The organism is uncultured Aliivibrio sp., from assembly GCF_946479765.1.
Lineage (GTDB): Bacteria > Pseudomonadota > Gammaproteobacteria > Enterobacterales > Vibrionaceae > Aliivibrio.
On record NZ_CAMLHO010000020.1, the window covers coordinates 1 to 20,462 of the forward strand.

The following is a 20,462-nucleotide window of genomic DNA, read 5'->3' on the forward strand; positions in this document are numbered from 1 at the left end:
TAATGATCTGATCACAAGATTTACGAAAGGTTCCCTGATTTAGTCAACAACGCCGATACTAAGCCCCTCAATAATACTCAGAACAATAAAGAACCAACCAACATACCCATTAGGTAATAGTTCAAGTCTTAATAAAACCACACCAAAAAGAAGAAAAAGAATTCCTTTTAAATAGGCTTTTGGAAATTTAACAGGGTGACTAGTTTGATCATAACACTCGGCAAAGAAAGTCTTGTCGAGAGTGTATTCTGTGGTGACACTAAAATCTTTAGACATATAGGGCTACTTTACTGTTTTATGTGAATGAGTCTCTATGCTGCGATCTCGCAACTCAGGCATTGTACCGTTTCTCGGTGCTTTTCTACATTCAAATATATCTTAAAGTCGATTAGGTATATAGAATCAGCCCAACGAAAATCAGTGAACTCTATAGGGAAATAAAATGGCATATGAAGTTCTAGATGTCTGCCAATGGGCGCGAGCTCAACATTTAAAATTCTATCAAGGTTTTAGTCACCCTTGGTATAACATCTGTTCTAATATCGACGTAACCGCCCTGCATCAATATTGTAAGCAGCACAATCACCGTTTCTTCCACGCTTATCTTTACCTAACTCAGCAAGCGCTAAATAAATGTGAACCGATGAGCTATCGCCTTATGGGTGAAGAAGTCCGCATTTACTCGCCTATGTGTGTCAGTGTCGCACTACTTGCCGATGATAATACGGTGCGTTTTTGTGATTTAGACCATGAACCTACATTTGCTTATTTTACAATAAGCGCAACCAGAGCCGAGACACGGATTAAGAATACGCCCTTTATTGTTGAGCAGTTCATTGGCCAAGAAATGAAGCAGAACACGATTCATTTAACCGTATTACCATGGGTCGATTTCACTAGTATGACTCATGCTAGAGACGTTAACTTCCCTGACAGTGTGCCAAAAATGGCATTTGGGAAACTGGTTCAACACGGTGATCAATGGCGTATGCCACTGTCTGTTGAAGTGCATCATGGTTTGATGGATGGTTTACACGTGGGGCAATTCATACAGACATTACAAGCGATGTTTGATAATCCATCACAGCTTGAGCAATCGAAATAAGGTTTATACCTCAACTAAGATGAGCGGTAGTGTGCTCATCTTAAATAATATCCTCTTGAAGGGATACCGAGTTCATTATCCCTTGCTGGGGATATTTAAGAATTCAATTATATTGACGATCTTAACCATCCATAAATTGACTTTTTGCCGATGAACAGACATGACCTTCTTGTATAATTTTGCTTTGTAATACATGTAAATTACGTCTGCTACTTACCCATTCCGCATGAACTTCAACCTTCACTCCCAGTTTTATTGGTCGGTGAAAACGAGTAGACAAACTAACCGTCATTGCATGAATTTCATGGCTATATAAACAATGCAACATCGCACTGTCATGCAATGCTGTAATTAACCCTCCTTGCATAACACCGTCGTAACCCTCAACTTTTTCTGTTGGTATGATCTCTGCATATATTTTTTGGTCATTACTCACTTGAAAAATTATCGGCTGTTCAGAAAAAAAGGCATGCTGGCAGACACAACATTGTTGATGATCCTTAGGTATAGAGAGTGACATTATCCACCTGTAACGTTCGTTAATTTCATGGATAAACTATAACGCCACATTATTAGCATATGCCAATAATTATTTCGTATTCTAAGATCCCATATATAACTCATGTTTAAAGATAATTTTCTATTCGCCACAACTGAAAAAATTGGAACGCTTAGCGTCCCAATTAATTATACTTGCTCGGAAGGATGACTCCATATTAGTGGTTCTGAATAAGGACCAGTAATACTTGATGTCGACTCACCCACACCGTCTAATGCGCCTTCTGTCAGCGCTAACGCGAACCAATTGTCTAATGGTGCTAACGATTCCACAGGAAGTCCTACTTTATGAGGTGTATTGTAACGTTTCGCGTAATGATGGACTTCACCCATAATAAACACTACATCTGGTGCTAACTGCTTTTCAGCCTCTTCCATTAATCTCATTGCGTAGCCTTGGCGTTGGTAGCCTGGTAATACGGCTAAAGGAGCCACTACATAACATTTTAAATGTGGTGCTGCATCTATAGTAATAGGTGTATAACACGCATGTGCGACGCCTTCATAAACAATAGAAAAGCTACCGTCTGCAATTAGGTTATCTGCAAATTCAGCATACAGTTTTGCGTGTCTTTCATCATAAATACCACCTGCTGCTGCGAAAGTGTCGTATTGAATTTGATAAGGGGTTTTCATTTTTATAAATCCTTAATTGTATCTTTATTAAGATAGAGTATTGCTACTATTATTCATTAACCAGAAACACCACGGCCAATGGTTAATTTTCTAAAAACAGTTATAAATCGAGTAATAACTGATATTTTTTGATAAAGCGTTCTTTAATTTGCAGTAGTGGGTAGTCTTCATCTGAGAACAAATAGTTAAGTGCAATACCGTCTATTTCTGCAATGAGCATATGACTATCAACAAAGTGATTAGCGTTAGGTATATCGCACAAAATCCCATCAAAAGATGCCATCATTAATTTATAACGCTCATCTAATAAATCTTTCAGAATCAACCTCATTGATGGCTGACATTTCACCTGATAGTCAAACTGATAAAATAATTTTTGCTCTGGGTTTGTCATTGATAAAAAGATGTGTTCTAACAGATTAATAAACTTCTCTTTTACCGACGCCTCTTCACTAAGCGAACTCGCATTTTCATCAACGTCACTAATGATCTCTGCCATACGAACAAAAACAGCTTTTAGTAGATCATCTTTATTTTTAAAATGATGAAACACCAAACCCTTTGATACTTTTGCAGCCTCACAAATTTGTGCAATAGAGGTTTTCTCATAACCTTGCACTGCAAACAGCTCAATTGCTGCTTTTATTGTTTGTTGTTTTTTGTCCATGACAATGCCCTTTTAATTCACAAACCGACTATCCGGTCGGCAATTATGGTGAGATATTATATTAGAAGAATAACGTTGGCAAGCGTTTAAAAAATAGGAACCTCTTAAGCTTTATAAAAAGACGGCATTGTTTAATCGCTAAGTAAGCGATTAATTCTCAATTCAAATCAAAAGTTAACCATAAAAATTATTATTACCTTTCTTATATGAATAACAAAATATTATTATTTTAATAAAGTTTGATAATTTCACCTAATCAAACGTTCCCCCTATAATCACTCCATCGAAACAACATAACGAATTAATTTAAAACATTTGGAGCACATTATGAAAATGAATCACGTTGGTATCATGGTTGGCGATATGGATAAAGCTGTTGAGTTCTACACTAAAGCGTTAGGCCTTGAGATTGTAATGGGCAATACCAAAGTTACAGAGGAACGTGAAACCGCAATTGGCCGTATGTGTATTGCTGTTTTTGGTGAAGGCTTTAAAGGGTTTAACATTGCGCACCTTGTAACATCTGATGGTATCGGTTTTGAGTTATTTGAAATGAAAGAGCGTCAAGAGCGCCACGAAGTTGATTTTTCTCGCATTGGTATCTTCCATTTTTGCCTTCAAACCGATGACTTTCATGGTGTAATTAAGCGCACAGAAGAATTTGGTGGCAAGGTACGTATGGACATCATGCGTTACCACCCAGAAGATGATAACAATACAAGCCAAATGGTTTACCTAGAAGACCCGTTTGGTAACTTATTTGAGCTTTATTCTCATACATATGAAGAAACATACGCTGCCGATTACGAGTAATTGAACTCTAACAAAAGCGACATTAAAAAAGGATTGGTGGAGATACCAATCCTTTTTCTATGTAAGTAATAAAATATTTAATAAGTCTGCTATAGCTTAATTTGTAGTAAGTGCTAAATCACAACTTAGCACATTAAGATTATTCGCATCATAGATATTTTTCTATTGGCAGCAGCTGCAAAAATTGGGATTCAAATCGCTCCCATCGGCCTGTTTCTGGCTCATCTTCCCAACTTTTATCACCTGAATACCAACGAACTTCGCCTTCTTGCAGTTTCAAATGCCAGCTGTTTTCATCATCCATCGCTTGCTCTATATCGCTCGCAAGGCTCTCTGCTATTTGTTGATCTTCAATGATAAGAATGGATTCTGTATTAAGATAGGTTGAGCGTAAATTGAAGTTAAAAGAGCCGATACTCGCGATACGATCATCAAAAACAGCAGACTTAGCATGAAGTCCATAAGGCAATGTTGGCGCGCATTTGGAAATATCACGGGTCGATTCTTCACATAATCCGGCTTCTGGTTTTAATTCAAATAGCTGAATGCCATGCTCAAGCATATCTTTACGACGACCTGCGTAGCCTGAGTGATTAGTGGTTAAATCATTTGAGGCCATTGAGTTGGTTAGCGCTTTTATCTCAACGCCCTTATTAACCAATACTTGCCACCCTTCTAATTGGGTATCATCAAAAATTAAATACGCTGATTCTAATAAGATCTCTTTATCTGATTCACTGGCTAATTTCGATAATGCTTTCGCCGTTGCTTTTGGTTCACTGGTATTGTTGGTATCTAAAGGAACAGGTCGATCAGACACAAAATGCGCATTCACCCAAGTCATCTTTGCTGTTAGCTCTTCTAAGAACTGATAGGCGGCTTTATTACCTTCTGGTAAAGCCGGATAATTTGTATAAATTGGTGCGGCTATCTCATCCAATACGGGTTGATCTGATGATGTTGCCTCACCCAATAAATCGACAGGATAAGACCAAGTACTGTCCCAATATTGACTAAAGCTCGTCTGGATATCACGTACTACTGAGCCCACCACCAATACATCACGATCACGAAAATTAATCTCTTCAGACAAATCAAAATACTCATCGCCAATATTTCGCCCACCCACCACAGAGAAAGCCCCATCAACGGTAAACGATTTATTGTGCATGCGGCGATTTAGGCGAGAGAAATCCCCTAAGAAGTTAACCCATTTGGTAACACCACGACGAGTTGGGATCGGATTGAATATACGGATATCGACTTGAGGATGGGAATTGAGTGCAACGAGCAGATCTTCTCGCTCATTTAAATTGATGTCATCGAGCATGACGCGTACTTTTACACCGCGATCCGCTGCTGCGAGTAAACGACTTGCAAGATAATGGCCCGAAGCATCGGAGTTCCAGATGTAATATTGGATATCAATGGTATGTTCGGCGGTTTCAATTAATGCTAACCGTTGAGCGAGTGCATCCCACCCTGAATCTTGCAGCAGAACCGCACTTGTTTCTTGTGTCTCTTTTTGAGGTAACGATGTGTCTCTTAACTCAGATAAGCGACTTTCCAATGGCATCACCGTTGGCTCATTAGTATGGTCAACCTCATCAGGAAGTGAACCACAGCCTGAAAGAATAGCGACGAAAAATAGGGTGATATTAATGCGTTGAAACACAGACATGTATTAAACTTCCTTTTTTAATGCTAACTGTTATTTTTTATATCGTGAAAATCTACTGTTCAGCACTCTTTCTGTACTGGGTAAATCCAAAACCTGTTTTAATACTAGCAAGAAAACAAAGAGAGTAATTTTTTATATTCTGATATGATGCCAACTTGTCTTTACTACTGTGTTTATATCCATGTATACATTACGTCCTTATCAGCAAGATTCCGTTAAAGCCGTTATTCATTATTTCCGAAAGCACACCTCTCCGGCGGTCTTAGTGTTGCCTACGGGTGCGGGGAAAAGTTTGGTGATTGCGGAGCTGGCGCGTATTGCTAAAGGTCGTGTATTGGTACTTGCTCACGTTAAAGAATTGGTTGAACAAAACCATGAAAAATACGAAGGCTATGGTGAAGAGGCTTCTATATTTTCAGCAGGGTTAGGCCGTAAAGAAACGGATAAAAAAGTGGTGTTTGCCTCGGTGCAATCTGTGGTTAGAAATCTTGATTCATTTAAAGACCAGTTTTCACTATTAGTTATTGATGAATGTCACCGAGTTCCTGATAACAAAGACACCAGTTACCGTAAAGTGATTGAACATCTACAAACCCAAAATGCGGGCATTAAGGTGCTTGGTTTAACCGCGACCCCTTATCGTTTAGGGATTGGTTGGATTTACCAGTATCACACTCGCGGTCAAGTCAAAACTGACACGCCTCGTTTTTTCCGTGATTGTATTTTTGAATTGCCTATTCAATATCTATTGGATGAGGGCTTTTTAACGCCGGCAAAACTGCTAGATGCACCAATATTGAGTTATGACTTCTCACAATTAAAGCCCGCTTCTACTGGTAAATACAAAGAATCAGAATTGGATTTGGTGATTGAAGAATCCAAACGTGCGACTCCGCAAATTGTTCAGCAAATTGTGGCATACGCAAAAGACAGAAAAGGCGTGATGATCTTTGCCGCCACGGTTCGTCATGCTCAAGAAGTATTGTCATTACTGCCACCAGATCAATCCGAATTAGTGATTGGTGATACCAAAGTGGTTGAGCGTGATGCCATAATTCAACGCTTCAAGAAACAACAAACCAAATTTTTAGTCAACGTCTCGGTATTAACTACAGGCTTTGATGCGCCTCATGTTGATCTTATTGCTATTTTACGTCCAACCGAATCCGTCAGTTTGTATCAACAAATCATTGGCCGAGGATTGCGTTTAGCGGAAGGAAAAACAGAATGTACCATTTTGGATTATGCGGGTAATTGCTACGATCTCTACCAACCTGAAGTCGGAGATCCTAAACCTGACAGTAACAGCGAGATCATAACTATTCCCTGCCCAGCTTGTGGTTTTAATAATAACTTCTGGGGTAAATTAAACAGTAATGGCTTTTTACTTGAGCATTTTGGTCGTCGTTGTCAGGGCTACTTTGAAGATGATGAAGGCACTCGTGAAGAGTGTGGTTATCGCTTTAGAACCAAATATTGTAATGAATGTGGCGCAGATAATGATATTGCCGCACGTATTTGTCATGAATGTGATGCGATCTTAGTTGATCCAGATAAAAAGCTAAAAGAAGCGCTCAAATTAAAAGATGCTCGGATCCTAAACTGTATTGATTTAACGCTTACTGCCGGAAAAAATCAGTTCGATAAGCCGCAAATTAAAGTTACCTACATAGGCGATGATGATTCTGAATTGCATGAAGTGTGGCAAATGGTGACAAAGAAACAAAAGCAGCTCTTTTTAAATAACTTTGTTCGTCCACATTTGGTGGATAGACATCGCCCATTTGAAGAAACGACTGCGATTAAAATCGCGAATAACCAACATAGATTCCGTCCACCGAGTTTTGTCATTGCTCGTAAACAGGGCAAGTTTTGGTCTATTCGCGATAAGATCTTTGAAGAGTGATTTAGATAATTATTGGTATTATCTAACAAATTACCACAGCGAACGATAATTCATATGGCAAGAGCGGCACTGGGAAAAGGCTTTATCAAGCGCTGCTCGTGCTGCCACTTCATCTTGCTCTACTGCGGCTTCACTGATCAACATGAATTGCTGCGATAAAGTATCAAACTTACCTTCAAATTCTGCTTTTTGAGCCCAAATCTTAGTACGCGCTCGGCTATTGTCTGCACTGCCTTCTGGGAATAACGTCTTTTGTTCTTCAACCGTTAAATGCGCACTTTGCGCTAATGGCATAATTCGGTCCCAATCTAATGTCTCTTTATCAAACGCGTCATCGAGTAAATCGACGGTTGCATCAAGGTGTTGGAAATTATCTTGACGAGTTTCTATCTCTTGAGAGTAATCAGCTGCAATCACTGAAAAAGAAAATAACGCAACTATTCCTATTTTTTTCATCTTTGACTCCTTTCATTACAGATAAATTGATACTGGTTATTCCATTTTTAACCATCGGATTTATACATTATCAAAATCCCCTTAAAAACACACGAAAATAGGTTGTTAGAAAAATAATCGGGTGGTATTATTCGCGCTCGTTTTTCGAAACGAAAAGTCTGTTAAGTTAGGTCGCTAAGCTTAATGGCATTTTTTTATTTTACTATTTTTGAGAGTAAAGACTATGAAATTTGAAGCAGTAGTACGTACTGAACAAGGTAAGGGTGCGAGCCGCCGCCTTCGTCACGCTGGTAAATTCCCTGCAATCGTTTACGGTGGCACAGAAGCTCCAGTATCAATCGAACTAATCCACTCTGATGTTATCAACCAAATGGATAAGCCTGAGTTTTACGAAGCAATTGAGCTAGTAATCGATGGCGCTACTGTTAAGGTTAAGCCGCAAGACGTTCAACGTCACGCGTTTAAGCCTAAAGTTGAGCACATGGACTTCATCCGCATCTAATTCGAGTCTGTTTTACTTTTTTGCATTATGTTATTTCTTTCTTACCAATTGAAATAACAACCCCTTTAAGGCCCTGATATTACCAGTATCGGGGCTTTAATCTATCTGACGCACACGATTATAGAACCGCCCAATTTTCTTCCTCTTAAAAACTAAGATCTCCTTCTCATTTTGTATTCTAATTTATAAGACAGCAGTAATTGGACAGTGTTTTTTACTTTTTACTGACAATATTGGGTTATTCTCTTCTATACTTCTGTGTATTAAAAAAGTTAAACTTCATAAACAAGTTAGGAATAAAAATGAAAAAATTATTAGTGGCTGTATCTCTACCTGTATTAATGGCTGCATGTGCAAGCAATGGCGACAACCTAATGGCTGACGCTCAAGTTTCTGCTGATATGCTTCAACACCACAACTGGCAGTTAACGCAAGTTGATGGTAAAGACATCGCTACTCTTGAAGAAATGGAAGCGCCTCGTCTTGAAATTGGCGAAAAAATGACAGCAAACGGTAATGCTGGCTGTAATAACTTCTTTGGCCAAGGTGAGCTAAACGCAGAAGGTCAATTCCGCATTGAGAAAATGGGTATGACAATGAAAATGTGTATGGGCGATGCGATGACGACTGAACAAGCCGTATCAAGCACTCTATCTACATGGAGCGACATTACGCTTACTAAAGAAAACTTGATCCTTAAAGGTCAAGATCATGAGTTAACTTTCACACTGCGTGATTGGGTAAACTAATCCAGCGATATTAGCTCTTTTATCTTCGCTTTAACCACTCTGAAGATATATAAAAACCGGTGAATTCCCCCTCACCGGTTTTTTATAATTTAAAACTTATAAATAATTATGCATCATTCCAACGCTTAAAGATAAGTGATGTATTAATACCACCAAACGCAAAGTTATTACTCATGATGTAATTACAATCAATCTCGCGCCCTGTTCCTGTTATATAATCTAGCTTACCACAGCGCTCATCGACGTTATTTAAGTTCAGTGTTGGGCTAAACCAATTGTTACGCATCATCTCAATCGATAACCACGCTTCAATAGCCCCACAAGCACCTAGTGTATGTCCAAAATAAGACTTTAATGAACTGATTGGCATTGATGAACCAAAGACGTTTTCTGTTGCTGTACTCTCTGCAATATCTCCGCGCTCTGTTGCTGTTCCATGAGCTGAAACATAACCGATGTCCTCTGGAGATAAGTTCGCATCTTTTAATGACATTTCCATACACAGTTGCATGGTTTCCATTTGAGGTTGCGTCACATGAGTGGCATCACAGTTGCTCGCAAAGCCAACCAGTTCAGCATAGATGGTTGCACCTCGTGCTTTAGCGTGTTCGTACTCTTCAAGCACTAATACACCTGCACCTTCACCAATCACTAAACCATCTCGATCTTTATCGTATGGGCTTGGTGATGTTTTAGGCTCATCATTTTTTAAGCTTGTTGCAAACAATGTATCAAATACCGCTGATTCTGTCGGGCAAAGTTCTTCTGCACCACCAGCAACCATTGCAGTTTGATAACCGTGTTTGATCGCTTCATAAGCATAACCAATGGCTTGGCTTCCTGAAGTACAGGCACTGCTTGTTGGAATAACACGACCACGTAAACCAAAGAATAAACCAACGTTTACCGCTGCTGTGTGAGGCATCATTTTTACATAGGTTGTTGCTGTGATTGCTTTGGTTGTTTTCTCACTTAACATTATGCCAAAAGCGCCTACTGCATCGGTAGAACCCGTCGATGAACCAAAGGCAATTCCTGTTTGACCGTTTGTTAGAACCTCATTTCCAATCAAACCACTTTGTTCTAACGCCTGCTCAGAAGCAACGGTCGATAACAATGACACTCGACCCATTGAGCGGATCTTCTTACGGGTATAATGCTTTGGTAACGTAAAGTCATTAATCGGTGCAGCAAGCTTAGTATTAAGGCCATCATAAACCTCAAAGCTTGGCATATATTGAGTCGCATTTTCACACTTACGCAGGTTTTCGCCTACCGTGTTCCAATCACTTCCTAACGCGGTTACACCTGACATTCCAGTAACGACAACACGACGACTCATACTAAACCACCATTAATAGAAATAACTTGGCGAGTCACATAACCCGCAACATCTGACATTAGGTAACTCACAAGCCCTGCGACTTCTTCTGGGTTTCCCATGCGGCGTAATGGTACTTGTGGTAATGCATGTTCTTTTACATGCTCGTCAACCATACCCGTATCAATCAAACCTGGAGCAACACAGTTCACTGTGATTTTTCGTTTTGCTAATTCAAGTGCTAACGATTTTGTGGCCCCAATAACACCTGCTTTAGCGGCGCTGTAGTTGGTTTGACCACGGTTGCCAACAATGCCCGACACTGATGCTAATGTCACAATACGGCCGCCTTTACGTAGTTGGACCATAGGCATAACACAAGGGTGAAGAACATTGTAGAAGCTATCAAGATTTGTATGAATCACATCATCCCACTCTTCTTCTGTCATCGCTGGGAAGGCAGTGTCACGAGTAATACCCGCATTGCTCACTACGCCATAATAGGCACCGTGTGCTTCAATGTCATTTTCAAGCTGAGTTCTACATTGAGCGCGATCGCTAATATCAAAATGAATTAAGCGGCCTGCACCACCATTTTCTTCAATCGTTGCTAATGTTTTTTCTGCACCGGCTTTATCACTCATATAGTGAACAACCACGAAGAAACCATCTTTTGCTAACTGCTCTGAAATTGCGCGACCAATCCCCTTACTGGCTCCGGTCACTAATACTTGTCTTGTCATGATTCCCTCTACTGCTTGTCTTGCTTAGGAGCTAAAAGCTCTTCTAATTTTTCTTCTGTTGGCACAAATACATTTAATTGGCTTGAAGCGATTTGTTGACCATTACATTCAATATAACAACTGAATACCGCCATGCCATTATTCTCTAAGATTTGCTCTGCAAAAATGTCGAGTGTGTCGCCTTGCTTAAATTCACTGCATTCTGCTGTATATTTTCGACTGCCAAGCAAAAAGCCTATTGGTGACTTATTGCCTTTTTTCCACGCATGATAACCAGACCATCCAGCGACACTTTGTGCCATGAATTCAATACCTACCCATGCAGGGATCGTTTTAGTTTCATGATTAAAAAATACGTTCTTATCACTAATTATCACTTGGCAATGAATCGACAGTTCTTGAACATCAATCAGCTTATCAACTAACGCTAACGGCGTATCATGAGGCAAAAGGTCGATTAAATCAGGAATAGTACTCATGATTGATATCCAAAAATTAAACTGATGTTGTTACCACCAAAAGCAAAAGAGTTACTGATGATCGCTTTCTTTTCTAAACTCTGGCTTTGAACCAAATTAATCTCTGCTAATGCAGGGTCAATCTCACCATCATTAATTTGCACAGGCAAAGGTAAATTAAATTTCAGAATATGCCAGCAAATCGATGCTTCAATAATCCCTGCCGCCCCTAACGTATGTCCTGTTAGTGGCTTAGTTGAACTGATTGGCGTTTGAGAACCAAAGACGGCATAAGCTGCTTTGGACTCCATTGCATCATTCAATGGTGTTGCAGTACCATGAGCATTAATGTAACCAATCTCAGACGCTTCAAGTCCTGCGTCTTTTAATGCTTTTTCCATTGCTTCAATTGCGCCTTTCCCTTCTGGGTGTGGCGCTGAGATATGATGGGCATCGGAGCTGTCACCTGCACCAAGTAAAGCGATTGGATCATCGGAGTCTTTTTGCTCTGCGCTCAATAACATATACGCACTCGCTTCACCGATATTAATCCCTTTTCGATTTGGACTAAATGGTAAGCAATGCTCATTTGATAAGGCTTCAAGGCTATTAAACCCATTTAGGGTAAGCTTACACAGTGAATCGGTGCCACCGACGATCACGGCATCCACAAAACCAGATTTCAATAATCGTTTTGCGGATAAAAACACTCTGCCACTTGAAGAGCACGCGGTTGAAATCGCATACGTTGGACCAGAAAGTTCTAAATACGCTGCAATAAACTCAGCGGGATTACCTAACTCTTGCTTATGATAATGATAGCCATCAGTAAATTCGCCTGAGTTTAGTTTTGCACTAAGTGCCACTTCACCATCAGAAATACCCGAGGTACTTGTGCCCACCACAACTGCAATACGATCAGCACCATACTTTACTTTTGCTACTTGGATCTGAGGCTCTATTTGTTGTAATGCTGAAAGTACTAATTGATTATTTCGAGTATCAAATGCTGATAAATGCGGCGGCACCGCTGGCAACTCACCTTCAGCTTTACCGACAACCGTTGATTTACCATCATTTAACCAGCCATCTTCTGCTCTCATTGATGGCGTTTTAATTCCTTGAAGCGTCTGATGAATATCAGTGATCTCTTTGCCTAATGCGGAATGCGAACCACAGGCATGAATGTATACAGGAAATTCACTCATTTTATTTATCCATTATTCTTTTGAGTTTGTGCTTCTTGCGAATGTGAAAACGTTTTAATGGTAATAACATAACCCAAATGAGGACTGCTTAAGACAATATCACCACTGAGTTTATCTGTAATTGACTCATAACGAACATCAAGCACTGTTTTACCCGACGCATCATGCAGTATTCGATGGTTTTCATATTCACTTAACTGCCAATGAATATTGTCCAATGACTGCTGCCATGCTTCTAATGGCCATAAAGTAATCATCACATTAAATAGCACTTGATCTGGGGGCGGAAGCGTATCAGCAAGCCCTGCCATCACATAGGTATCTAATGTTAAACCATCATAATCTAAACTGAGTAATCGAGAGCCCCATGAGGCAAACCCTGCAAGAACGAGATCATTACCAGTGAGTTGTAATTGAACAGGAAGTTGTTGTTTCTTACCTTGAAATTCTACCGATATCAACTGACTCAAGGATAAATCACTGCCATATTGCGCAGGCTGAGGGAGCGTAATAAACGTACCTTGAGCCACCTCGACTTGATTAGGTTGCTTAATCGGTTTTGAGGCACATCCCATTATTATAAACGACAACATAAAGACGTTAAAATAACGGAATATTAAGCGCTGATTCATCATTATTTTTCTCCTTTATGATGCGACTGATGTTGAGGTAATTGGCTTAATGGTGCTAATAACCAAGCGATAATAATACCCGTTAATACCGTAATACCAAAACTGTGGATCGCTTGGGTTTCACTCAATGCTAATAACCCAAAAGAAAGAATGGTAGTTAATGCCGATAATGAAATCGCCAATAACGTACTCTCTTTATGTGAATCATTACCCTGTTTATTTTGTTCAGCAAAAAACAGTGTGTAATCAATCCCTATTCCTAAAATTAGCATTAAGGCTAATAGGTTAAACAGGTTCAACGGAACTCCGGTTAATACCGTTACAGCAAGCCCTGCACAACCCGCAATAAACGGTGGCAAAACAATTAAGAAGGCTTGCTTAACTTTATAACGAGGTAAAAGCAGTAAGAAAATAGCGGCATAAGCCATCAATAGCAGTTCGGTAATTCGCTCTCTGTATTGGGAAAATAAGGTTGAAATTTCTTCTGCTTTATTAAGATAAGTGGCTCCATTATCTTGAGCAAACTCACTTAACGCTACACTATCGACTTCTTGATTGAACGTAATAACAGAAGCGAACACATCATCAATTTTCCCAAGCCATAAGAAACCCATCGAGTCTGATATTGGCGAGGCTAAAAAACCTTCAATCGTTAATGCTTGATACGGTTGCAGCATTGGCAATGCTTGTTTCTGCTGTATTACTTTTTGATAAGCATCGGCTTGAGTTTTATATAAATCACTCACACGCTGATAATTTTCTTGCTGTGTTTTTTGTGACGGCACATAACGACTTATAGATTGAAAACCACCAAAATCACCATTTTGCTCAAGCTTATTAGATACCAGCTCTAATTTTTCTAATAGTGCTTCTTCTGTGTTTGCTCTGACTAACAATAATTGTTGAGAACCGCCAACACCTGTGATGTTTTTGATCTCTCTTTCTTGCTGTTGCAGCGCGTGTGGTAAGGCTTGAAGCTGACGAATATCATCATCGTACTTCGCTTGTGTTACCCCAAATACAGCAGCAACCAATAAGCTTAATGGCAACACTAAACGGATCAGCGGTTGTTGCCACACAAGTAACCATTGACTTAATGCACGTTGAGCAGGGATCACATGATATTTACTTGGTTTTTTAGACAGCAATGGATACCAACACACCACAGTAAAGTATGCGGCGGTTAAACCAATTGCAGAGAATAATGACAACTGCTGTAAGCCGGGAAATGGTGCTATTAACATTCCAAGATAACCAATTAAGCTCGTAATTAAACCTAGGGTTATCGCAGGAAATAGTTGCTTAATGCCTTCAACAGAATTCCACTTAGTGCCTGCATTTAAACGATCTGTTAAGAAATGAAACGCGTAATCAATCGATACACCTATCAAACTGGCACCAAATACCAAGCTAAATAAGTGGATCGTTCCAAATAAAGCAATCGTCAGTACATAGGCACAGAACAAGCCTGTCGTAATCGATAATAACGCTAAAGCTAATGGTACGGTGCTGCGATAGACGACTAAAACCAAAACAAGGATACCAATAAGAGAGCCTAAGCCAATGGTACTTATCTCCCCTTTCGCACTGTCTGTTCCATGCGCAGCATAGAAGATTACACCAGTATGCTGGATCTTAACTGAGTATTTGTCTTGTATTTCTTTTTCTAAGGCGAGTAAATCAGGCAATTCTTGTTGCAAAGAGAGCTGATAAGACGATCCAGACAGATCAGCAGTAATCACTATGTACTTTTGATGATCAACGGTTGCGGTAAGATAACCATTTTCAATTTTGATATTGCCAGAACTTTGAGTTAACCCTGATAGGTAATCTCTAAATAATAAGAAGGGATCATTTTCTAATTCAACCCCTGTGACACCTGAAAAAGGATTATACAGAGCGTGTAATACTTGCTGAACTTGCTGCTCTGGCTTATCAATAAGTTGTTGCTTCTGCTTATCAGTTAATAGCTGAGCGCGAGCTGGGAAATAATACGATCCCCATGCCTGCTGCTGACTTTGGCTGACTGTTGCGGTTACCGAATCAAACATCGGTAATGCTGTTAAGGCTTGGCTAAAATTATCAACCGCTGTAGTCAGTGTTTTATCTTGGCTCTGCGTTTGATGTAGGACAAACACCACTTTATCACTCATGGTGTTGGCAATCGTATCAAACGCTTGTTGGGCTACGGGATCTTGTTGGTTATCAGGCAGTAACGCTAAGATATTAGTTTCTATCGGCAGCGCACCTTTGGTACTGGCTTGATAACCAAATAGAGCCAAAATCGTCAGCAATACCAATGACCAAAGTAGCGCAAGTAATCGCGGTTTCATTAATATCGATTTACGATGATTAGAAGGTAAAGGCACGTAATTCTTCTTCTGTTAATGTCACAGGTTGGTTTGATTGTTTAATAAATATCATTTCTGTTACGTCACCACGAACTTCACTTAACACTACACGATTTAAGTAGATACCACCCTCAACTTTAATCGACTTAAATACACTGTCGATAGGTGATGTCGTAGGAATTAAGACTAAAGTCCATGCTTCTTTCTCACCCGATAGCACTAAGGTAAAGTTTTCTTTAATAGTGTCAGTATCACCTTTAAATAACGAAAGGAATAATCGTGTAAAGTAGAATGACATTGGGTTTTCAGCATCCGTCATCACTTGCGCTTCACCATTAATCGATTGACGAAGCTTATTTTGCGTTAGCGTCAGAGTAATAGGGAATGGCTTAGTTTGTTGCCATAACAGCCCTTCTTCATGATCCAACAGAAAAGACCCTGATGTTAATAGTGGTTGGCTAAACATCTGCATGGTTCTAACTTGCTGAAAGTCTCCACGCACTAACGTTGATTGAGCGAGTTGTTGCTGTAAGTCATTTACATCAAAAGCAAAGCTATTCGCACTGAATAAGACGCTTAACGACAGTAATAAGGTTGAGAGGTATCGTTTGATATTATGCATTCTGGTAAGCCTCTACTTTATCAGTAAATGCCTTAGGTGAAACAAAACACATTTCATCGTTTTCCATCTCAACAGCAACCTGCATCGTATGCCCTTTTGTCATTCTGACTCCAGATTCAGCATCATAGATAACATAATCTACACGCATACGATTTTCCCATTCGGTCAGTGTTGCCACCACTCGAATGGTATGATCGTAACGTATAGATTTTGTGTATCGGACACCAACATCAATAATTGGCCAGAGATAACCAGACTCAACCATATCGTTATAGCTATATCCGATTTTTTTCAGCATCTCATGACGAGCGGTTTCAAAAAATCGGAAATAGTTACCGTGGTAAATGATGCCCATTGGATCTGCATCTTGAAAAGCCGTTGTGATCAACACTTCTGAACTTAATACGTTCAACGTTAATGATCCATCCGTGTTAATCACAGGGTTTGACATTAATATAGCGTCCAATGTTGTTGTTGAATTTTATTAATAAAATTACGTAGGTCTTGTTCTAGTGGGCGATCTTCATCTACAAAAGCAAATTCTGATAAGACCGCATCACGCATGGTTTTTAGCTCAGGACTAAGTTCGTTATCACTTAATTCACCTTGTCTTTCACGCAATACTAACGCTTGAGTTGCCGCCAATAGAGAAGCCGAAGTCACTTGCTCTGTTAGCTGAAGAACACGCAGACAATCACGTGAAGCGATCGTACCCATGCTTACTTTATCTTGGTTATGACACTCTGTTGAGCGGGAGAATACACTCGCAGGCATCGTGCCTTTAAGCGCTTCTGCTGTCCACGCTGAAATACCAATTTGAACCGCTTTAAAGCCGTGATTAATTGCTTTACGTGCGCCTGTTGCACCCGTTAAATTGAATGGTAAGCCGTTATTGAACTTATAATCCATTAACTGCGCCATTTGACGGTCCAGTAGATCAGCAATGTTTGCCACAGCTGTTTTTAGCATGTCCATTGCCATGGCAATATGACCACCGTAGAAATGACCACCGTGCAATACGCGTTCGTTATCACCATCAATAATTGGGTTGTCATTCGCACTGTTTAGCTCGTTTTCAATCATTTGACGTAAGAACGGTAGGCTATCTTGAAGAACACCAATAACATGTGGTGCACAACGCAACGAATAACGGTCTTGCAGACGGTCACTGTTTCTTGGTGGCGTTTCATTATGTAAATCTGAACGTAACCATGCCGCAATTTGTTGTTGACCTGGATGTGGTTTAACCGCAAATAATGCTTCATCAAAATGGAAGTCATTACCTTGCATACCCACAGAAACCATTGCGGTGATCTTAGTTGCCATTTGCGCTAAATACTCAGCACGTTTATACGCCAAACACGCCAACGCCGTCATTACTGACGTACCATTCATTAACGCTAAACCTTCTTTTGGCTTTAGCTTAATTGGCGTGATGTTTAATTCTTTAAATACATCAGCGGTTGCGCGAATTTCACCTTTATAGAACACTTCACGCTCACCAATAAGGGTAGCAGCAAGATAAGAAAGCGGCGTTAAATCACCACTTGCGCCAACTGAACCTTCTTGAGGAATACGAGGTGAAATACCATGATTAATCAAAGTAACAATTTGATTTAACAAATCGTGAGTAACACCCGAAACACCCTGAGATAACGAACATAAACGTGTCGCTAATACCGCACGTGATTGTTGCTCATCTAAATTTTCACCTAAACCACAGCCATGAAAGCGGGTTAAATGTAATGGCAGCTCATCCACTAAATCCATTGGAATAGCAACAGTACAAGAATCACCGTACCCTGTTGTTACGCCGTAAATCACGCCTTCTTCTCTTAAAAGACGCTCTAGAAATTCAACACCACGGTCAATTTTTGCAATGAACTCATCAGCATTATTAAGTTGTGCATCAGCACCATTAGCAATCTCAACAACGTCTTCAATCGTCAGACGTCCCTTACCAAATGTAATTGAATTAGTTGTCATCTTTCTTTCCAGTTAACTGCCAAAAATTAAAAAAGTTATACCATTGCGATGGTGCTTTCAGTGTGAAGTGCTCCAATCGTTGGGCATAGTTCTGTACGACTTCTTGCAAAGCCTCCTCTCGCTGCCCACGAGGTAAAATAATTTGTTCTGAAAACGGTTCAAAATACACATCAAAACGAGGCTCTTTTTGTGAGTCATCACGTAAGCCAAACATGAGATAAACCGGTTGTTTTAAAATAGAAGCCAACATAAATGGCCCTTGTGGAAATGGCGCTGGTTTACCTAAGAAATCAGCCCAAATAACTCGGTCTTCTTTAGTAACCGAGGTACGGTCACCAACAATGACAATCCACTCACCCGCGTCTATCTTTTGTTGCAATAAAATAGCGGTATCAGGCCCCATTTTACTTACTTGGATCACATTAACCTCAGATTGAGGATTAACTGTTTTCATTACTGCATTAAAACGTTCTGCGTGCTCAGTAAACACTAATGCATTAATTTTAAGATCTTTGTGTCGTCGGCTCAGAGCTCGGCATAACTCTAGATTACCCAAATGTGAACCCAGCATAACGATGCCTTTTTCACGTTTGAATAACGCTTCATAATGTTCGATACCATGTACAGTTAAGTTTTTTTCTGAGAAGTCACCACGCCATGCGGCCAATTTATCTAACATGGTTTCACCAAATGAAACTAGGTGACGGTATGGGGACAGTTTCTCAGGTAAAGTAATGCTCTTTACTCGCGCATAAGCATTTACTTGCTGAATAAAGTCATCAGATGCTTGTTTTACAGGGCCACCACGCAAGTAGTAATACGCCATAACTGGTTTTAGCAATAATGAGAAAACACCGCGACCAAAAGTAGAATAAACCCACAACAGTAACTGCATTCCGAGAATGGTGCCACGTTCTGCATGAGACGACCAATGATCGTCTTGAGTTGGTTTTCGTTTTAGCAATGACGGAATGCGTGGCAGCATGCCGAAAAATAACTTAGTGTGCATCCAACTGATTTTGACGTTATCCCATAAAGCATCAAAATGAGAAATCCCATCTTCAGGGTAAATAACGTGAGTATTGATAAAACGAACATCTGTTTCATTCCAATACATGCGAACCATGATCTCGGTATCAAAATCCATTCGACGTCCCAAAACGGCACGCTCAAGAACACTGATTGTTGGCCCTATTGGGTAAGAGCGAAAGCCACACATACTGTCTTTAATCGCAAAAGAAAGCGTCTCTATCCATACCCAAACGTGAGTTACATAGCGACCATATAACCGCGATTTTGGAACACTTTCATCATAGATAGGTTGACCAGAAATCAGAGCCGCTGGATGAGTTTGTGACTCTTGAATCAACTTAGGCAACGCTTCTAAATCATGCTGCCCATCAGCGTCAATTTGAATCGCATGACTGAAACTTTGCTGATAAGCCGCTTCAATACCCGCAATAACGGCGGCACCTTTGCCTTGATTCTCAGCGAATGTAATTAAAGTCACATTGTTATGATCAGCTAACACATCCGCTAGAATTTGTTTTGTATCAGCTTGGCTGCCATCATCAACAAGAAGTATTGGATAACCGAAAGCCATCAATGAATTAACGACAGTAGGTATAGTCTTACCGTGGTTATAACAAGGAATAAGAAAGCAAGGACGGAAAGTTGTCATATTATTGCCCTAATAAAATTCGGCCAGAGGAGTGCTTACTCACACTCTCACCTTGTTTAGAACTAAAAGCAAAATACAGTTTTTCTTTGTCTTTTACCCAACGAAGATCTAGTTCAACGTCTGTATTAGGTAAGATCGGTTCCTGAAATTTTAAAACTTCCATACCTTGAAAAATAGAATTCGCTTGTAGATACATCTGACCATAATAAATCGCCCAATCTACCTGAGTTACCCCAGGTAGCAACGGATGGTTAGGGAAATGGCCAGTAAAATCCAAAAGGTCATCATCCACACGCATCGTAATAACAACACTTGGTTGATTTTCATCTTGACCCTGTGTTTGCGTAGAAATAATTGTCGGTTTGCGTTTTGTCATGAGTACTTCTT

The 20,462-nt window shown here is 40.0% G+C and carries 21 protein-coding genes and 1 pseudogene; 5 read left to right on the forward strand and 17 right to left on the reverse strand.

The window, feature by feature from the left end:
* Window positions 1–66 precede the first annotated feature (66 nt).
* Window positions 67–276, reverse strand: a pseudogene (locus Q1K78_RS09320) (YcxB family protein); the annotation flags it as partial.
* Between the two features lie 166 nt (window positions 277–442).
* On the opposite strand from Q1K78_RS09320, the gene Q1K78_RS09325 reads away from it, so the two are divergent.
* Window positions 443–1,105, forward strand: coding sequence for a CatA-like O-acetyltransferase (locus Q1K78_RS09325; RefSeq protein ID WP_300177295.1), 663 nt, complete (start codon window positions 443–445; stop codon window positions 1,103–1,105).
* A 121-nt stretch (window positions 1,106–1,226) separates the two neighbouring features.
* Here Q1K78_RS09325 and Q1K78_RS09330 read toward each other — a convergent pair whose 3' ends face one another.
* The 3 genes from Q1K78_RS09330 to Q1K78_RS09340 form a co-directional block, all read right to left on the reverse strand.
* Window positions 1,227–1,625: a PaaI family thioesterase gene (locus tag Q1K78_RS09330; RefSeq protein ID WP_300177298.1), complete on the reverse strand. Its 399-nt coding sequence runs from the start codon at window positions 1,623–1,625 to the stop codon at window positions 1,227–1,229.
* Between the two features lie 167 nt (window positions 1,626–1,792).
* Window positions 1,793–2,299, reverse strand: a complete 507-nt coding sequence (locus Q1K78_RS09335; protein WP_300177301.1) for a GNAT family N-acetyltransferase — start codon at window positions 2,297–2,299, stop codon at window positions 1,793–1,795.
* 100 nt (window positions 2,300–2,399) lie between these two features.
* Window positions 2,400–2,966: a TetR/AcrR family transcriptional regulator gene (locus tag Q1K78_RS09340; protein WP_300177304.1), complete on the reverse strand. Its 567-nt coding sequence runs from the start codon at window positions 2,964–2,966 to the stop codon at window positions 2,400–2,402.
* Between the two features lie 327 nt (window positions 2,967–3,293).
* Between Q1K78_RS09340 and Q1K78_RS09345 the strand changes: the two genes are divergently transcribed.
* A complete protein-coding gene (locus Q1K78_RS09345) occupies window positions 3,294–3,779 on the forward strand; it encodes a VOC family protein (RefSeq protein WP_300177307.1) in 486 nt (161 codons plus the stop codon).
* Window positions 3,780–3,927: 148 nt separating this feature from the next.
* Here the strand turns inward: Q1K78_RS09345 and Q1K78_RS09350 are convergent, their stop codons facing one another.
* Window positions 3,928–5,460: a phospholipase D family protein gene (locus Q1K78_RS09350; protein ID WP_300177310.1), complete on the reverse strand. Its 1,533-nt coding sequence runs from the start codon at window positions 5,458–5,460 to the stop codon at window positions 3,928–3,930.
* A 181-nt stretch (window positions 5,461–5,641) separates the two neighbouring features.
* Here Q1K78_RS09350 and Q1K78_RS09355 point away from each other — a divergent pair, with 181 nt between their 5' ends.
* On the forward strand, window positions 5,642–7,366 hold the full coding sequence (locus Q1K78_RS09355) for a DEAD/DEAH box helicase (RefSeq protein WP_300177313.1): 1,725 nt from the start codon (window positions 5,642–5,644) through the stop codon (window positions 7,364–7,366).
* A 30-nt stretch (window positions 7,367–7,396) separates the two neighbouring features.
* Here the strand turns inward: Q1K78_RS09355 and Q1K78_RS09360 are convergent, their stop codons facing one another.
* A complete protein-coding gene (locus Q1K78_RS09360) occupies window positions 7,397–7,822 on the reverse strand; it encodes a cytochrome c (RefSeq protein ID WP_300177316.1) in 426 nt (141 codons plus the stop codon).
* Between the two features lie 223 nt (window positions 7,823–8,045).
* On the opposite strand from Q1K78_RS09360, the gene rplY reads away from it, so the two are divergent.
* A complete protein-coding gene (gene rplY, locus Q1K78_RS09365; protein ID WP_017022066.1) occupies window positions 8,046–8,324 on the forward strand; it encodes a 50S ribosomal protein L25 in 279 nt (92 codons plus the stop codon).
* Between the two features lie 302 nt (window positions 8,325–8,626).
* Window positions 8,627–9,073, forward strand: a complete 447-nt coding sequence (locus Q1K78_RS09370; protein WP_300177324.1) for an META domain-containing protein — start codon at window positions 8,627–8,629, stop codon at window positions 9,071–9,073.
* A 106-nt stretch (window positions 9,074–9,179) separates the two neighbouring features.
* On the opposite strand, the gene Q1K78_RS09375 is transcribed toward Q1K78_RS09370, so the two are convergent.
* The 11 genes from Q1K78_RS09375 to Q1K78_RS09425 are packed head-to-tail and all read right to left on the reverse strand — an operon-like array spanning window position 9,180 to window position 20,451.
* The gene (locus tag Q1K78_RS09375; RefSeq protein WP_300177327.1) at window positions 9,180–10,415 is read right to left on the reverse strand and encodes a beta-ketoacyl-ACP synthase; all 1,236 of its coding nucleotides are present in this window, start codon (window positions 10,413–10,415) and stop codon (window positions 9,180–9,182) included.
* A complete protein-coding gene (locus tag Q1K78_RS09380; protein WP_300177330.1) occupies window positions 10,412–11,137 on the reverse strand; it encodes a 3-ketoacyl-ACP reductase FabG2 in 726 nt (241 codons plus the stop codon). Before Q1K78_RS09380 ends, Q1K78_RS09375 begins: the two co-directional genes overlap by 4 nt.
* A gap of 8 nt (window positions 11,138–11,145) precedes the next feature.
* A complete protein-coding gene (locus Q1K78_RS09385; protein WP_300177333.1) occupies window positions 11,146–11,616 on the reverse strand; it encodes a hotdog family protein in 471 nt (156 codons plus the stop codon).
* Entirely contained in the window at window positions 11,613–12,803 is a 1,191-nt protein-coding gene (locus Q1K78_RS09390; protein ID WP_300177336.1) for a beta-ketoacyl-[acyl-carrier-protein] synthase family protein, read from the reverse strand. Before Q1K78_RS09390 ends, Q1K78_RS09385 begins: the two co-directional genes overlap by 4 nt.
* Window positions 12,804–12,808: 5 nt before the next feature.
* The gene (locus Q1K78_RS09395) at window positions 12,809–13,438 is read right to left on the reverse strand and encodes a DUF3261 domain-containing protein (protein ID WP_300177339.1); all 630 of its coding nucleotides are present in this window, start codon (window positions 13,436–13,438) and stop codon (window positions 12,809–12,811) included.
* Window positions 13,438–15,768, reverse strand: coding sequence for an MMPL family transporter (locus Q1K78_RS09400; RefSeq protein ID WP_300177441.1), 2,331 nt, complete (start codon window positions 15,766–15,768; stop codon window positions 13,438–13,440). Before Q1K78_RS09400 ends, Q1K78_RS09395 begins: the two co-directional genes overlap by 1 nt.
* 19 nt (window positions 15,769–15,787) lie before the next feature.
* Window positions 15,788–16,408, reverse strand: coding sequence for an outer membrane lipoprotein carrier protein LolA (locus tag Q1K78_RS09405; protein WP_300177342.1), 621 nt, complete (start codon window positions 16,406–16,408; stop codon window positions 15,788–15,790).
* A complete protein-coding gene (locus Q1K78_RS09410; RefSeq protein WP_300177345.1) occupies window positions 16,401–16,859 on the reverse strand; it encodes an acyl-CoA thioesterase in 459 nt (152 codons plus the stop codon). The genes Q1K78_RS09405 and Q1K78_RS09410 overlap by 8 nt, the downstream gene beginning before the upstream one ends.
* The gene (locus Q1K78_RS09415; protein ID WP_300177348.1) at window positions 16,859–18,394 is read right to left on the reverse strand and encodes a histidine ammonia-lyase; all 1,536 of its coding nucleotides are present in this window, start codon (window positions 18,392–18,394) and stop codon (window positions 16,859–16,861) included. Before Q1K78_RS09415 ends, Q1K78_RS09410 begins: the two co-directional genes overlap by 1 nt.
* Window positions 18,384–20,075 carry a glycosyltransferase family 2 protein gene (locus tag Q1K78_RS09420; RefSeq protein WP_300177351.1) on the reverse strand — a complete coding sequence of 564 codons (1,692 nt, stop codon included), beginning with the start codon at window positions 20,073–20,075 and terminating at the stop codon, window positions 18,384–18,386. The genes Q1K78_RS09415 and Q1K78_RS09420 overlap by 11 nt, the downstream gene beginning before the upstream one ends.
* Before the next feature lies 1 nt (window position 20,076).
* Complete coding sequence (locus Q1K78_RS09425) at window positions 20,077–20,451, reverse strand: 3-hydroxyacyl-ACP dehydratase (protein WP_300177354.1); 375 nt, start codon at window positions 20,449–20,451, stop codon at window positions 20,077–20,079.
* Window positions 20,452–20,462: the final 11 nt, after the last annotated feature.

Excerpts from the sequence above, each read along its gene's own strand:
- Q1K78_RS09345 (WP_300177307.1), top strand. The coding sequence starts at position 3,294 with ATGAAAATGAATCACGTTGGTATCATGGTTGGCGATATGGATAAAGCT.
- Q1K78_RS09385 (WP_300177333.1), bottom strand. The coding sequence starts at position 11,616 with ATGAGTACTATTCCTGATTTAATCGACCTTTTGCCTCATGATACGCCG.
- Q1K78_RS09425 (WP_300177354.1), bottom strand. The coding sequence starts at position 20,451 with ATGACAAAACGCAAACCGACAATTATTTCTACGCAAACACAGGGTCAA.
- Q1K78_RS09360 (WP_300177316.1), bottom strand. The coding sequence starts at position 7,822 with ATGAAAAAAATAGGAATAGTTGCGTTATTTTCTTTTTCAGTGATTGCA.
- Q1K78_RS09325 (WP_300177295.1), top strand. The coding sequence starts at position 443 with ATGGCATATGAAGTTCTAGATGTCTGCCAATGGGCGCGAGCTCAACAT.
- Q1K78_RS09355 (WP_300177313.1), top strand. The coding sequence starts at position 5,642 with ATGTATACATTACGTCCTTATCAGCAAGATTCCGTTAAAGCCGTTATT.
- Q1K78_RS09330 (WP_300177298.1), bottom strand. The coding sequence starts at position 1,625 with ATGTCACTCTCTATACCTAAGGATCATCAACAATGTTGTGTCTGCCAG.
- Q1K78_RS09420 (WP_300177351.1), bottom strand. The coding sequence starts at position 20,075 with ATGACAACTTTCCGTCCTTGCTTTCTTATTCCTTGTTATAACCACGGT.
- Q1K78_RS09370 (WP_300177324.1), top strand. The coding sequence starts at position 8,627 with ATGAAAAAATTATTAGTGGCTGTATCTCTACCTGTATTAATGGCTGCA.
- Q1K78_RS09410 (WP_300177345.1), bottom strand. The coding sequence starts at position 16,859 with ATGTCAAACCCTGTGATTAACACGGATGGATCATTAACGTTGAACGTA.
- Q1K78_RS09350 (WP_300177310.1), bottom strand. The coding sequence starts at position 5,460 with ATGTCTGTGTTTCAACGCATTAATATCACCCTATTTTTCGTCGCTATT.
- Q1K78_RS09415 (WP_300177348.1), bottom strand. The coding sequence starts at position 18,394 with ATGACAACTAATTCAATTACATTTGGTAAGGGACGTCTGACGATTGAA.
- Q1K78_RS09375 (WP_300177327.1), bottom strand. The coding sequence starts at position 10,415 with ATGAGTCGTCGTGTTGTCGTTACTGGAATGTCAGGTGTAACCGCGTTA.
- Q1K78_RS09335 (WP_300177301.1), bottom strand. The coding sequence starts at position 2,299 with ATGAAAACCCCTTATCAAATTCAATACGACACTTTCGCAGCAGCAGGT.
- Q1K78_RS09390 (WP_300177336.1), bottom strand. The coding sequence starts at position 12,803 with ATGAGTGAATTTCCTGTATACATTCATGCCTGTGGTTCGCATTCCGCA.
- Q1K78_RS09405 (WP_300177342.1), bottom strand. The coding sequence starts at position 16,408 with ATGCATAATATCAAACGATACCTCTCAACCTTATTACTGTCGTTAAGC.
- Q1K78_RS09395 (WP_300177339.1), bottom strand. The coding sequence starts at position 13,438 with ATGATGAATCAGCGCTTAATATTCCGTTATTTTAACGTCTTTATGTTG.
- rplY (WP_017022066.1), top strand. The coding sequence starts at position 8,046 with ATGAAATTTGAAGCAGTAGTACGTACTGAACAAGGTAAGGGTGCGAGC.
- Q1K78_RS09400 (WP_300177441.1), bottom strand. The coding sequence starts at position 15,768 with ATGAAACCGCGATTACTTGCGCTACTTTGGTCATTGGTATTGCTGACG.
- Q1K78_RS09380 (WP_300177330.1), bottom strand. The coding sequence starts at position 11,137 with ATGACAAGACAAGTATTAGTGACCGGAGCCAGTAAGGGGATTGGTCGC.
- Q1K78_RS09340 (WP_300177304.1), bottom strand. The coding sequence starts at position 2,966 with ATGGACAAAAAACAACAAACAATAAAAGCAGCAATTGAGCTGTTTGCA.